The 11,956-nt window shown below is 62.2% G+C and carries 15 protein-coding genes; 8 read left to right on the top strand and 7 right to left on the bottom strand.

The window, feature by feature from the left end:
• Positions 1 to 94: 94 nt before the first annotated feature.
• Together CFU_RS21830 and CFU_RS21825 are read left to right on the top strand one after the other, a co-directional pair.
• Positions 95 to 943, top strand: a complete 849-nt coding sequence (locus CFU_RS21830) for a D-amino acid aminotransferase (RefSeq protein WP_041742675.1) — start codon at positions 95 to 97, stop codon at positions 941 to 943.
• A 157-nt stretch (positions 944 to 1,100) separates the two neighbouring features.
• Complete coding sequence (locus tag CFU_RS21825; protein ID WP_014008170.1) at positions 1,101 to 1,388, top strand: DUF493 family protein; 288 nt, start codon at positions 1,101 to 1,103, stop codon at positions 1,386 to 1,388.
• 6 nt (positions 1,389 to 1,394) lie between these two features.
• Here the strand turns inward: CFU_RS21825 and gcvA are convergent, their stop codons facing one another.
• Positions 1,395 to 2,321, bottom strand: coding sequence for a transcriptional regulator GcvA (gcvA, locus tag CFU_RS21820; protein ID WP_014008169.1), 927 nt, complete (start codon positions 2,319 to 2,321; stop codon positions 1,395 to 1,397).
• A gap of 164 nt (positions 2,322 to 2,485) precedes the next feature.
• Here gcvA and CFU_RS21815 point away from each other — a divergent pair, with 164 nt between their 5' ends.
• The 4 genes from CFU_RS21815 to lipA all read left to right on the top strand — a co-directional run bounded on the left by CFU_RS21815 (position 2,486) and on the right by lipA (position 5,211).
• Positions 2,486 to 2,794, top strand: a complete 309-nt coding sequence (locus CFU_RS21815) for a DUF2917 domain-containing protein (protein WP_041742673.1) — start codon at positions 2,486 to 2,488, stop codon at positions 2,792 to 2,794.
• Between the two features lie 3 nt (positions 2,795 to 2,797).
• Positions 2,798 to 3,427, top strand: a complete 630-nt coding sequence (locus tag CFU_RS21810; protein WP_014008167.1) for a glutathione S-transferase family protein — start codon at positions 2,798 to 2,800, stop codon at positions 3,425 to 3,427.
• A 63-nt stretch (positions 3,428 to 3,490) separates the two neighbouring features.
• Complete coding sequence (gene lipB, locus CFU_RS21805) at positions 3,491 to 4,165, top strand: lipoyl(octanoyl) transferase LipB (RefSeq protein WP_050808683.1); 675 nt, start codon at positions 3,491 to 3,493, stop codon at positions 4,163 to 4,165.
• 38 nt (positions 4,166 to 4,203) lie between these two features.
• Positions 4,204 to 5,211, top strand: coding sequence for a lipoyl synthase (gene lipA, locus CFU_RS21800; protein ID WP_014008165.1), 1,008 nt, complete (start codon positions 4,204 to 4,206; stop codon positions 5,209 to 5,211).
• A 38-nt stretch (positions 5,212 to 5,249) separates the two neighbouring features.
• Here the strand turns inward: lipA and CFU_RS21795 are convergent, their stop codons facing one another.
• Positions 5,250 to 6,248, bottom strand: coding sequence for an aldo/keto reductase (locus CFU_RS21795; protein ID WP_041742671.1), 999 nt, complete (start codon positions 6,246 to 6,248; stop codon positions 5,250 to 5,252).
• 102 nt (positions 6,249 to 6,350) lie between these two features.
• Between CFU_RS21795 and CFU_RS21790 the strand changes: the two genes are divergently transcribed.
• Positions 6,351 to 7,247 (top strand): LysR family transcriptional regulator, encoded by an 897-nt coding sequence (locus tag CFU_RS21790; protein ID WP_014008163.1) that lies wholly within the window; start codon positions 6,351 to 6,353, stop codon positions 7,245 to 7,247.
• Between the two features lie 93 nt (positions 7,248 to 7,340).
• On the top strand, positions 7,341 to 7,964 hold the full coding sequence (locus CFU_RS21785; protein ID WP_085959182.1) for an SH3 domain-containing protein: 624 nt from the start codon (positions 7,341 to 7,343) through the stop codon (positions 7,962 to 7,964).
• 34 nt (positions 7,965 to 7,998) lie between these two features.
• Here CFU_RS21785 and CFU_RS21780 read toward each other — a convergent pair whose 3' ends face one another.
• The 5 genes from CFU_RS21780 to CFU_RS21760 all read right to left on the bottom strand — a co-directional run bounded on the left by CFU_RS21780 (position 7,999) and on the right by CFU_RS21760 (position 11,916).
• Positions 7,999 to 8,415, bottom strand: a complete 417-nt coding sequence (locus tag CFU_RS21780) for a F0F1 ATP synthase subunit epsilon (protein ID WP_014008161.1) — start codon at positions 8,413 to 8,415, stop codon at positions 7,999 to 8,001.
• A gap of 116 nt (positions 8,416 to 8,531) precedes the next feature.
• Positions 8,532 to 9,185 (bottom strand): pyroglutamyl-peptidase I, encoded by a 654-nt coding sequence (gene pcp / locus CFU_RS21775; protein WP_014008160.1) that lies wholly within the window; start codon positions 9,183 to 9,185, stop codon positions 8,532 to 8,534.
• An 8-nt stretch (positions 9,186 to 9,193) separates the two neighbouring features.
• Positions 9,194 to 10,204, bottom strand: coding sequence for a DUF2891 domain-containing protein (locus tag CFU_RS21770; RefSeq protein ID WP_014008159.1), 1,011 nt, complete (start codon positions 10,202 to 10,204; stop codon positions 9,194 to 9,196).
• 9 nt (positions 10,205 to 10,213) lie between these two features.
• Positions 10,214 to 11,200, bottom strand: a complete 987-nt coding sequence (locus CFU_RS21765) for a DUF979 domain-containing protein (RefSeq protein WP_014008158.1) — start codon at positions 11,198 to 11,200, stop codon at positions 10,214 to 10,216.
• Complete coding sequence (locus CFU_RS21760) at positions 11,197 to 11,916, bottom strand: DUF969 domain-containing protein (protein ID WP_014008157.1); 720 nt, start codon at positions 11,914 to 11,916, stop codon at positions 11,197 to 11,199. The genes CFU_RS21765 and CFU_RS21760 overlap by 4 nt, the downstream gene beginning before the upstream one ends.
• Positions 11,917 to 11,956: the final 40 nt, after the last annotated feature.

Raw genomic sequence — 11,956 nt, 5'->3', positions numbered from 1 at the left:
CCGCATCCATCCGTCTCCCGCATACTTTTTTTGCATACCCTGCAAGCTGGCGCTGTGCCAGAATTGGATTCCCACATTTTTCAGGAATCCGATCATGCAAGACCTGGTCTATCTCAATGGCAGCATGACGCCGCTGTCCGAAGCGCGCATCCCGGTACTCGACCGCGGCTTTATTTTCGGCGACGGCGTGTATGAGGTGATTCCTATCTACGGCCGCAAGCTGTTCCGTTCCGAGCACCACCTGGCGCGCCTGTTCCGCAGCCTGGCGAAAATCAGTATTACAAATCCGCATGACAAGCAGCAATGGCTGGCGCTGATCCAGGGCGTGATCGACGCCCATCCGGCGGATGACCAGATGGTCTACATCCACGTCACGCGCGGCGTCGCCAAGCGCGGCCATGCGTTTCCGAAAGAGGCGCTGACGCCCACCGTGTTCGTCATGACCAACCCGCTGGTATTGCCGAGCGATGCCTTGCGCGCCAGCGGCGTGCCTTGCGTGTCGATGGAAGACCAGCGCTGGCTGCATTGCGAAATCAAGTCGATCTCGCTGCTGGGCAATGTGCTGGCGGCGCAGAATGCCGCCGAGCACGGCGTGGTGGAAGCGATCCAGTTCCGCGACGGCTGGCTGACCGAAGCGTCGTCGTCAAATGTCTGGATCGTCAAGCACGGCAAGCTGATGGCGCCGCCCAAGGACAACCTGATCCTGGAAGGGATCCGCTATCGCCTGATCGAGGAATTGTGCGCTGCCGGCGGCATCCCGTTCGAAGCGCGCCGGATTGCGCGCGAAGAGGTGTTTGCGGCTGACGAAGTACTACTGTCGTCGGCCACCAAGGAAGTGCTGCCGGTGGTATCTATCGACGGCAAGGCTATTGGAAATGGCGCTCCCGGCCCCATATACAAGCAGTTATACGAGGCATATCAGCTGGCCAAGGCCGCTGCCTGAACGGAACGGGTTTCTGTCGGGTAGCGGGAGAGGTTGCAGGGTGGAAAATTCTCCACCCTGTTTTCATTTGGACAAGTCATTCTTGGAGAATGGCGTGCCGCTGATGTGCCAGGAGAGTAAACTACCTGCCAGTAACATCACTAAAGAGTAAAAGACCATGACCGACCTGACCAAGCCAATCGATCCAGCCGACAGCCTGATCGAATATCCAAGCGTATTTCCCATCAAGATCATGGGACCGACCCATGACGCTTTCGCGGAAACCATCGTCGGCGTGGTGGTGCAGCATGATCCTACTTTCCACATCGACAAGCTGGAAGTGCGGCCATCGTCCAAGGGCAATTACACCGGCCTGACGGCCAACGTGTATGCCGTCAACCGCGAGCAGCTGGATAACCTGTACCGGGCCCTGTCGTCGCACCCTATGGTCAAGATGGTCCTGTAAAGCGGATTACGGCTCGGGTTCTCCGGGCCATTCGCTTTGCGCCTTGAACGTCCTCACCTCGTCCAGCAGCCAGCGATGGAAAGCCTGCACCTGCGGCTTGCTCATCGCTTCCTTGGTGCAGGCGAAATAATACGATAGCGGGCAGCGCGCGACGACGTCGAACAGGCGCACCAGCTCGCCCGAAGCAATCTCCTGCAGCGCAATCGCGTGCCGGGTCAACGCAATCCCCAAACCATCCGACGCCGAGCGCAGCAGCATCGAGGCATCCTCGATCAGCAAGCCGCCGGTAGGCTCCACCAGGTCGATTCCCGCCGCCTCGAACCAAGGCAGCCACGACGACTCGGTATCCATCCGCAGCAGACTGCACTGCTCCAGTTCCTGCGGCGTTTTCGGCAGCTTGCCGCCGCGGTAGTTCGGACTGGCCACCGGATAATAAAAATCGTCCATCAGTTTTTCCACCACCAGCCCAGGGTAATGGCCCAGACCGTAGCGCAGGCCGACATCGATAGGCTCGCGCTCGAGGTCGTTGAGGTGGTTGCTCGATTGCAGCACTACTTCGGTATCCGGGTGCAGGTCGATGAATTTCCACAAGCGCGGCGCCAGCCAGCGCGCGGCAAACGAGGGCAGCGCGGAAATCGTCAGCCGCTTCTGCTTGGCGTCCATTTTCAGGGCTTCGGCCGCAAACGCGATTTCATTCAGGGATTTGCGGATGACGGCGGCAAAACGCTGTCCCTGTTCGGTGATCGTGATGCGCTTGCCGTGGCGGCTGAACAACATGATGCCCAGTTCCTGCTCCAGGGCCCGGATCTGGTGGCTGATCGCGCCCGGCGTCACAAAGATTTCCTCGGCAGCGCGCGAGAAGCTGTCATTGCGCGCGGCGGCCTCGAAGGCGCGCAGGGCAGAGAGATTCGGCAGTTTTCTGAGATCGGCCATATGAGCTAAATTAGCAAGGCGGAGGAAAATTACTCGTTTTGCAACGGCCAGCGGCTTGACTAGAATGACTCTGTAGAAACAAGGAATGTCTATATCAAGCGGCTAAATGGCAGTTCACGGCTGACGTGACATCCAATATACCAGCAGTTACAAGGAGTGACATCATGAGAAAATTATTAGCTAACGAATCACTGTCGATAGGCGCCGGCCAAGCCATGTCGGTCACTGCACCGGTGGCCCAGACCCTGCAGATCATGCAAGGCCACGTATGGGTGACGGTGGCAGGCCACGGCGACGACTATTGGCTGCATGCCGGACAGTTCCTCAACGTTGCCGCCGACAGCCATGTCGTTATCGAAGCGATCAAGGGCAATAGCGTGGTGCAGGTCCAGCGGCAATCGACCCGCCTGCCGGCTGCGAGCGCACGCGCCGGCCTCGGCAAGCCGCTAGGCGCCCGTCCCGTAGCCTGCTGATCCATGCAGGACGAGATCACGCTCTACGGCAACGCAAATTCGGGACACGCCTACAAGGTCGCCTTGATGCTGGCGGTCAGCGGCGTGGCCCACGATTACCAGGCCATCGACATCGACCAGCCGCACGCTCAGCGGCCGGAACCGTTCCGCAGCCTGGCCAGGTTCGGCCAGGTGCCGTTGCTGGTGCACAACGGCCAGCCGTACGCGCAATCCGACGCCATCCTTTGTCACCTGGCCCAGCACACCGGCGGCTTCGGCGCCGAATCGGCGAGCCGCATGGCGCGCGTGCAGGAATGGCTGTTCTGGGAAGCCAACCGGCTCGGCATGTGCTTGCCGCAGCTGCGCTGGGCGCGCAGCTTTGCCCCGCAGGAATACCCCACCGGCGCCGTCAGCTGGCTGCAAAGCCGGTTTGACGTGGATATCGCCCGGCTGGAAGCGGAGCTGGCCGACGGCCGCGCTTTCATCATCGACGAGCTGCCGACCGTGGCCGATTTTTCCCTGTGCGGCTACCTGTTCTGGGCCGACGCCGCCAAAGTCACGCTGCCGCCGCATGTCGTTGCATGGCTGCAACGCATCAGCGAATTACCGAACTGGCAATCCCCGACAAGTTTACTTGGTCCCCTGAGGTCCTGATCGCGCGCCGGCGTGCCAGCCGTTTCTGCACGCCGGCCGCTTTTTTTCGCTACACTTGCGCTTATGTCCAGTGTGCAGCAGTTCCGTTCCCCCGATCATCCGCCCAGCCCCCAGATTGTCCAGCGCGGCGTCGAGCCATACGCCGTCAGTTTTGACGCGATGCGCGCGTTCACCGATTCCCGTTCCGCAGATACCCCGGACCAGCTCTGGATCGTCGAGCATCCTCCAGTGTTTACGCTGGGTTTGGGCGCCGATCCGAGCCATGTACTGGCGCCGCATGCGATCCCGGTGATACAGACCGACCGCGGCGGCGAGGTGACCTACCACGGACCCGGCCAGGTAGTGATTTACCTGCTGCTGGACCTGCGCCGCCGGCGTCCCGCGGCGCGGCTGTTCGTGCGGGAATTCGTGCAGGGCATCGAGCAGGCGGTGATCGACACGCTGGCAGCGTATAATCTGGCCGGTGAACGCAAGGCCGGCGCGCCCGGGATATATATTGCCGACGGCGCCTGGCAAGGTGCAAAGATCGCCGCCCTTGGCTTGAAAGTAAGGGGCAGCGGCTGCACTTACCATGGTGTGTCGCTCAATGTCAGCATGGACCTGGAGCCTTTTTCCTGGATCAATCCGTGCGGCTACGAAGGCCTCGCCACCGTCGATATGAAAACACTGGGCGTTGATATAGCTCTCTCTGAGATGCAGTTAGCGCTTGCTCACAAACTGATTGACCGTTTTAACTGAGTCCCTTTCCGGGACTGCCGCAAGGAAACGCCTAGACCATGACCACAGAAACCACGCCGTCGCTGCCTGCCGAAACCACTGTTGCCGCCGCCAGCTACAATCCGTCCGAAAAGCAGAAGGGCGCCAGCAAGACCGCGCGCATCCCGATCAAGATCATCCCGATCGAGCGCCTGCAAAAGCCGGACTGGATCCGCGTCAAGGCCGCCTTGCCGTCTTCGCGCTTCTACGAAATCAAGGATATCCTGCGCGCCAACAGCCTGGTCACGGTGTGCGAAGAAGCCAGCTGCCCGAATATCGGCGAATGTTTCGGCAAAGGCACGGCGACCTTCATGATCATGGGCGACAAGTGCACCCGCCGCTGCCCGTTCTGCGATGTCGGCCACGGCCGTCCCGATCCGCTTGACGTCAACGAGCCGGAAAACCTGGCCAAGACCATCGCTGCGCTGAAACTCAATTACGTCGTGATCACCAGCGTCGACCGCGACGACCTGCGCGACGGCGGCGCCGGCCACTTTGCCGAGTGCATCCGCCACGTGCGCGCGCTGTCGCCGAATACCCGCATCGAAATCCTGGTGCCGGACTTCCGCGGCCGCATGGACCGCGCGCTGGAAATCCTCAACCTGGCGCCGCCTGACGTCATGAACCACAACCTGGAAACCGCGCCGCGCCTGTACAAGGAAGCGCGCCCAGGTTCGGACTATGAATATTCGCTGAACCTGCTGAAACGTTTCAAGGCGCTGCATCCGAACACGCCGACCAAATCCGGCATCATGGTCGGCCTCGGCGAAACCGATGAAGAAGTGCTGCAAGTGATGCGCGACATGCGCGCCCACGATGTCGACATGCTGACCATCGGCCAGTACCTGATGCCGAGCGGGAACCACCTGCCGGTGCGGCGTTATGTGCATCCTGACGTGTTCAAGATGTATGAAGAAGAAGCCTACAAGATGGGTTTCGCGCACGCCGCGGTGGGCGCCATGGTGCGCAGTTCCTACCATGCCGACCAGCAGGCGCACGACGCCGGCATGGCAGTCAACGGCCAGTAATAAAAACCAGCTTGCCCTCGGCGGGCAAGCCGGCCTGATCAGAGATTGATCATCTCCAGCTCTTTTGCGCCATAACGTTCGCCGACGATTTTTTCGTCCGGCAGCGCGGCGCGGATGGCAGCCAGTTCGTCGGCCCGCAGCACGATATCGGCCGCTGCCACATTCTCTTCCAGATGCTTGATTTGCCTTACCCCGGGGATAGGCATGATCTGCTCGCCTTGCGCCAGCAGCCAGGCCAGCGCCAGTTGCGCCGGGGTGCAGCCGCGGCGGTCGGCCAGCGCCGCCAGCGCATCGAGCAGGATGCGGTTGCTCTGCATCGCCTGATCCTGGAAACGCGGCAGCGTGCGGCGGTAGTCGTCGGCCGCCAGTCCTTGCGTGCTGCTGAGTTTGCCGGTCAGGAAACCGCGGCCCAGCGGACTGTACGGGACAAAACCCACGCCTAGTTCCGCGCAAGCCGGCAGCACTTCGCGCTCCTGGTCGCGGCTCCACAGGGAATATTCAGACTGCACCGCGGCAATCGGGTGCACAGCATGGGCGCGCCGCAAGGTAGCGGCGGAGACTTCCGACAAGCCCAGGTGGCGCACCTTGCCGGCGCGCACCAGGTCGGCCATGGCGCCTACCGTGTCCTCGATCGCCACTTGCGGATCGACCCGGTGCTGGTACAGCAGGTCGATGGTTTCCACTCCCAGCCGTTTGAGCGAATCCTCGACGGCGCGCCGCACATGTTCCGGCCGGCTATCGACGCCGGCCATGCGCGCCACGCCTTCGCCATGCGGCGAAATCTTGAAACCGAACTTGGTGGCGATGGTGATTTGTCCGCGCACTGCCTTGAGCGCGCGCCCGACCAGTTCTTCGTTGGTATAGGGGCCGTAGACTTCGGCGGTATCGAAATGGGTGACGCCCAGCTCGACGGCGCGCTGCAGCGTGCGGATGGACTGCGCTTCGTCGGCGCCGCCGTAGCCGAAACTCATGCCCATGCAGCCGAGGCCGAGTGCGGAAACTTGCAGGCCGTTGCGGCCTAATGTGCGGGTTTTCATTGGAATGGTTCCTTTGTCAGTGATCATGGAAACAGTATCCTCCGCATCATTGCCATTGATAAGCCATGTTATATTCAGTGAAATGCTGAACAAAATTCATGAATGAACAAACCCGACCTCAGTGAACTGGACGCTTTCGCCTGCGTCGCCCGCCATCGCAGCTTCAAGAAGGCGGCGCTGGAATGCGGCGTCTCGGCGTCGGCCCTGAGCCATGCCATGCGCACCCTGGAAACCCGGCTCGATGTGCGGCTGCTGAATCGCACCACGCGCAGCGTGACGCCGACCGAAGCCGGCGAGCAGCTGCTGCAGCGCCTGGCGCCGGCGCTGCGCGAGATCAGCGATGCACTGGACCAGATCAATGACTTTCGCGATGCGCCGCGCGGTACGTTGCGCCTGAACGTGCCGCGGCCGGCGGCGCGGCTGTTGTTGGCGCCGCTGTTTGCGCGTTTCCTGGCGGCTTATCCGCAGATCCGGCTGGAAGTGGTGACCGACGACGGCCTGGTCGATATCGTCGCCGGCGGTTTCGACGCCGGTATCCGTTTCGGCGAGAGCCTGGCGCAGGACATGGTCGCCTTGCCGCTGGGGCCGCCAGTGCGCCTGATCGTGGTGGCTTCGCCCATGTATGCAGCGCGCCGCGGCCTGCCGCAGCAGCCGCAGGAATTGAAACAGCATGCCTGCGTCGGCCGCCGTTTTCCGAGCGGCGCGGTGTATGCCTGGGAGTTCAGCCAGGGTGGCGCATCGCTGGCTGTCGCGGTTGACGGCCCGCTACTGCTGGACGACGATGACCTGATACTGCGCGCGGCGCTCGACGGCATCGGCCTTGCCTATGTCTATGAGGCGCAGGCGCAGGAATCGATAGAGCAGGGCCGTTTGCTGCGCGTGCTGGATGCGTGGTGCCCGCCGATGTCGGGTTTTTTCCTCTATTACCCGAGCCGGCGCCAGATGCCGGTCAGCTTGCGCTTATTTATCGCCATGCTGCGCGATAGTGGATATCAATGAGCAGGCACCAGCGAAACAGATATTTCCATGAGGTAAGTTTTCGCGGTATTCTTGGCTGCGCCCGGCACGATTGCCGATCCATTGGAGGTGGTCATGATTCGCACCCGTCTGTTACCGTTGATTGCAGTCGCTTGCTTCAGCGTTCCCGCTGCAGCTCTCGCCCAGCAGCAGGCATTCACCAGCAAGGGCGTCAACCTGCGCGCCGGCCCGGCGCGCGATTATCCGCTGGTGGCGCAGCTGCGGCCCGGCACCCCGGTAACGGTGGCCGGCTGCATCAACGGCTATAGCTGGTGCGATGTGTCGCTGCCCGACGGCAACCGCGGCTGGGTGTATGCGCAGAACCTGAACTATCCCTACCAAGGCAACCAGGTGCCGCTGATCACTTACGGCAGCGCTATCGGACTGCCGATCATCGCTTTCACCATCGGCACTTACTGGGGGCAGAATTATCGCGGGCGTCCTTGGTACGGGCAGCAGTCGCACTGGGCGCATCGCCCGATCCGGCCGCGTCCGCCGATAGCCGTGCGGCCGCCGCCAAGGCCGAAGCCGCCTGGTGTATTTCCGCAACGACCGCATCGGCCTGGAGTGGGGAATGGCAATCGTCCGCCAATGGGCGGCGCCAGGCCGCCAGGTAACGGAGTCCGGCCGCCGGGCGCTGGTGGACGGCCGACGCAGGGCAGCAATCGGCCGGGTCAAAACAGGCCGCAGCCACGTTGACTAGGGAGGCGATGTAATTGTCGCTCCGGCTGATTTATTTTCCGCGCCGCATCTGCGCCAGCGTCGCCAGTTGCGCCGTGGCTTCCGCCAGTTCGGCTTGCGCCATGGCGTAGTCGATATTTGAAGCCAGGTTTTGCAGGCGTTCCTCGGCCTGCTGCCTGGCCGCGGTAGCTTTGGCTTCGTCCAGGTCCTTGCCGCGGATCGCGGTGTCAGCCAGGATGGTGACTGAGTGCGGCTGGATTTCGGCATAGCCGCCGGCGACATAAATATAATCGTCTTCGCCGCTCACGCGCTTGATATGGACCGCGCCCGGCTTCAGGCGGGTCAGCAGCGGCGTATGGCCGGGCAGGATGCCGAGCGAACCGGCGATGCCCGGCAGAGTGACCAATCCGGCGCTGCCGGCGTATAACTCGCCTTCCGGGCTAACGACCACGACTTGAGTTTCCGACATACGGTTTCCTGTGGCAAAGCTGCATCATCAGGGCGTGTCTCATCACCCCGTTAAACCAATGATACAAGATCGCCCGCCGGGCATCAGGAAATTAACCGAATCGATACAGGCTGCAATCAATGCAGCTGGCCGCCGCCTTCGGCTACATCCTGCTGCAAGGTCATGGCGCTTTGCAGCGCGATGCGCAAACCTTCGACCAGCGTCTCCAGCGCCAGGCTGGGCTGGCCGGGATGGCGCGCCGCCTGCGACGGGATGTACGGGATATGGATGAAGCCGCCGCGCGCCTTGGATGCGTGCGTCGCCAGCTGGTGCATCAAGCCGTAAAACACGTGGTTGCAGACGAAGGTGCCGGCGGTTTGCGAAACCTCCGCCGGCACGCCGGCGGCGCGCATCGCCTTGACCATGCCCTTGATCGGCAGCGTCGAAAAATACGCCGCCGGACCATCGTTGTAGATGGCCTGGTCGACCGGCTGGCGGCCGGCGTTGTCGGCAATCCGGGCGTCGTCGACATTGATCGCTATCCGTTCCAGCGACATCTGGCTGCGCCCGCCGGCCTGGCCGACACAGATCACCAAGGCTGGCTTGAGTTCTTCCATCAGCTGTTCCAGCACCTGCAACGCCTTGCCGAACACGCAGGGCAACTGGCGCGCCGTGACGCTGGCGCCCGCGCATGGCCAGCCGTCCAGGGCGCGCACCGCCTCCCACGACGGATTGAGCGGCTCTTGTTCGAACGGTTCAAAACCGGTGAGCAAAATAATGGGCTGGGTCATGATCTGCCTTAGTTCACGGTTTCCATCGCCAGCATGGCAAACGTCGCCAGCCAGTGTTCGCCGGCATATTCGCCGCTGACGACATGCGGCAGCCCGGCTTCGATGTGGCGGCGGGCTGCCGCGGTCAGCGTGGCGGCGGCCGGATCGTTTTCCGGCAGGCGCCGGGCAATCCGCTTCATGCACCAGGCGCGGCTCAGGTTCAAGCCGTTCAGGTGGGCGATCTTGGGATCGCTATGGTCGCTGACCTCGGCCGGGTTCATCAGGCGATCGATATCGGCCAGTTTCGGCAGGTACTGGGCGAACCAGTCGACGAATACATCGGCCTCAAGCACGTCGGCCATCAGCAAGGCTTCGGTCAGCGCCGCCGACAGGAATTCGTCGCCGCCCGGTTCGTAATGCGCCGAATAGTTGCTGTCGCCCATGAAGTAGCGGCAGGAGGCGGTGACGATGGCGCTGTCCAGTTCCGCATCGTTGCGATGGCGCGCGAAATCGAGTATCAGTTTCAAGGCGAACGCGCTGTTGTAATGGGTGCCGACGCGGATCGCATAACCGAGCTTGGCAAAATAGCCGAACACGCGGCTGCGTATTTCCGCTACCAGCGGTTCCATCATGGCCAGCCAGGCCTTGGCCTTGGGATGCTGCCAGGTTTCCAGTTCCTGCGCGAGCGCCATGATCCAGGCCCAGCCGTAGGGACGTTCGAAAGAGACCCGCCCAGGTGTCTGGAAATACGCCAGTTCCTGCTGCATGTTGGCGGCAGTGAAGTGGTCGTCGAACATCTGTGCGATCTCGTCCTGCTGCGGCAGCGCCGGATACAGCCGGGCGCAGCGCGCCAGCAGCCAGTAGCCGTGCACCGCCGAGTGCCAGTCGTAGCAGCCGTAGAATACCGGGTGCAGGGCGCGCGGGGTTTGCGCATCCTGTGCATCGTTCAGTACGTGCATGATGTGGTTGGGATATTCGTGGCGCAGCGAGCGCAAGGGCAGGCGTACGAAGGCCGAAACCTGGTCAAGAGTCAGATGCATGGTTGCTCCTTAGCGGAATACGAGGAAATACATCAGCAGTATATTGGCTGCCAATAACGTCAGTGCGGTCGGGATCTGGGTCTTGATCACCAGGTATTTGTCCTTCAGCTCCAGCAGTGCGGCCGGCACGATGTTGTAGTTGGCGCCCATCGGCGTCATCAGAGTGCCGCAGTAACCGGTCAGCATGCCGATGGTGACCAGCGGCGCCGGATCGGCATGGTGGCCGACGATCAGGAACGGCAGCGCGATGCCGGCGGTGAGCACCGGGAAAGCGGCGAAGGCATTGCCCATGATCATGGTGAATAGGGCCATGCCGACGCAGTAGATCACCACCAGCATGAAGCGGCTGTCGGGATTGACGAACAGGCTGACCACGTCCTGCACCGATTTGCCGGTATGGGCGGCGACGAACACGCCGCCCAGCATCGCCAGCATCTGTGGCAGGACAGAAGCCCAGCCGATGGCGTCGAGCAGGCGGCGCGATTCGCGCACCGCATGCAGCGGCGTGCCGCCGGTCAGCTTCCAGCCGGCCAGGATCGCGCAGATGCAGCCCACGCACAGCGCTGCCAGCGTCAGCTGTTTCTGGTCGAGCAGATAGAGGCCGCCGATGGCAACGCCTTTCAGCAAGACCGTGCACAGCACGGTGACGATAGGGATCAGCACCGCTGGCAGGAAAATCCAGTTACCGATCTGGTTGGCCGATGCCTGGCGCTGTTCGGCGCTGCGCTGTTTGTAAGTACCGATCGACAGCAGGCCGCAGCCGGCGATCAGTGAAATCAGGATCACGACGACGCCGATGATGCGATACGCCAGCGGTTTGCCGAGCGAAGCAACCAGCAGGTCGCTGAACAGGAATACCGTGCCGAACAGGAACCAGAACAGGGCCGTGGTCAGGCGTTTCGGATTGCCCTTGTCGCGCAAGGTCATGCCGACCAGCAGCATCAGGATGACGCCGATCAGGTAATAGATTTCGTTGATGGTGATCAGAGCGCTCATGCGGCCACCTCTTGTCCTTGGGTTTTTTTCCAGGCGGCGATGTCGCGCGCGATGCTGGCGTCCAGCCGCGCCAGGCGGAACATGTGGATGATCAGCGCGGCGATGGCAGTGGGAATGGCCCACAGCCCGAGATGCAGCGGCTCGATGCCGAGGATGCCGTTTTCCTTGAGGAAGGCATCCATCAGCAGCACCGCGCCGAAGGCGATAAAAATGTCTTCGCCGAAGAAGACGGCGACGTTGTCGCAAGCGGCGGAATGCGCGCGCAGTTTGTCGCGGATATGCAGCGGCAGCTCGCCGTAACGCGCGGTAGCCGCGCCTTCAACCATCGGCGCCAGCAGCGGCCGCACGGTTTGCGCCTGGCCGCCGATATAGGTCAGGCCGAGCGCGCCCAGGCCCTGGCGCAACACAAAGTACAACATCAGGATGCGCGCCGAGGTAGCGGCCGCCATGCTGGAAATCCAGTCCTGCGCACGTTCTTTCAGCCCGTAGCTTTCGAGCAGGCCGATCACCGGCAGGATCAGCACATACACCGCCAGCGAACGGCTGTTGATGAATTTCTCGCCGAAGGTTTCCAGCAAGGTGCCGAGATCCATGCCGACCGACAGGCCGGTCGCCAGTCCCGCCACCGTCACCACCAGCAGGGGATTGAATTTCAAGGCAAAACCAGCCACCACTATCGGTATGCCGATCAGCGGCAATAATTCTGTTACGGTCATTGCTATCTCCTAATGTTGAGACGGTTGGTGCTGCGCCGCC

Source organism: Collimonas fungivorans Ter331, from assembly GCF_000221045.1.
Classification (GTDB): Bacteria; Pseudomonadota; Gammaproteobacteria; order Burkholderiales; family Burkholderiaceae_D; genus Collimonas; species Collimonas fungivorans_A.
Note: the sequence above shows the minus strand (reverse complement) of the source record. Positions and strands in the feature narration are given on the sequence as shown.

Excerpts from the sequence above, each read along its gene's own strand:
- CFU_RS21815 (WP_041742673.1), top strand. The coding sequence starts at position 2,486 with ATGAGAAAATTATTAGCTAACGAATCACTGTCGATAGGCGCCGGCCAA.
- pcp (WP_014008160.1), bottom strand. The coding sequence starts at position 9,185 with ATGACCCAGCCCATTATTTTGCTCACCGGTTTTGAACCGTTCGAACAA.
- lipB (WP_050808683.1), top strand. The coding sequence starts at position 3,491 with ATGTCCAGTGTGCAGCAGTTCCGTTCCCCCGATCATCCGCCCAGCCCC.
- CFU_RS21765 (WP_014008158.1), bottom strand. The coding sequence starts at position 11,200 with ATGAGCGCTCTGATCACCATCAACGAAATCTATTACCTGATCGGCGTC.
- CFU_RS21780 (WP_014008161.1), bottom strand. The coding sequence starts at position 8,415 with ATGTCGGAAACTCAAGTCGTGGTCGTTAGCCCGGAAGGCGAGTTATAC.
- CFU_RS21810 (WP_014008167.1), top strand. The coding sequence starts at position 2,798 with ATGCAGGACGAGATCACGCTCTACGGCAACGCAAATTCGGGACACGCC.
- CFU_RS21825 (WP_014008170.1), top strand. The coding sequence starts at position 1,101 with ATGACCGACCTGACCAAGCCAATCGATCCAGCCGACAGCCTGATCGAA.
- lipA (WP_014008165.1), top strand. The coding sequence starts at position 4,204 with ATGACCACAGAAACCACGCCGTCGCTGCCTGCCGAAACCACTGTTGCC.
- CFU_RS21795 (WP_041742671.1), bottom strand. The coding sequence starts at position 6,248 with ATGAAAACCCGCACATTAGGCCGCAACGGCCTGCAAGTTTCCGCACTC.
- CFU_RS21790 (WP_014008163.1), top strand. The coding sequence starts at position 6,351 with ATGAACAAACCCGACCTCAGTGAACTGGACGCTTTCGCCTGCGTCGCC.
- gcvA (WP_014008169.1), bottom strand. The coding sequence starts at position 2,321 with ATGGCCGATCTCAGAAAACTGCCGAATCTCTCTGCCCTGCGCGCCTTC.
- CFU_RS21770 (WP_014008159.1), bottom strand. The coding sequence starts at position 10,204 with ATGCATCTGACTCTTGACCAGGTTTCGGCCTTCGTACGCCTGCCCTTG.
- CFU_RS21785 (WP_085959182.1), top strand. The coding sequence starts at position 7,341 with ATGATTCGCACCCGTCTGTTACCGTTGATTGCAGTCGCTTGCTTCAGC.
- CFU_RS21760 (WP_014008157.1), bottom strand. The coding sequence starts at position 11,916 with ATGACCGTAACAGAATTATTGCCGCTGATCGGCATACCGATAGTGGTG.
- CFU_RS21830 (WP_041742675.1), top strand. The coding sequence starts at position 95 with ATGCAAGACCTGGTCTATCTCAATGGCAGCATGACGCCGCTGTCCGAA.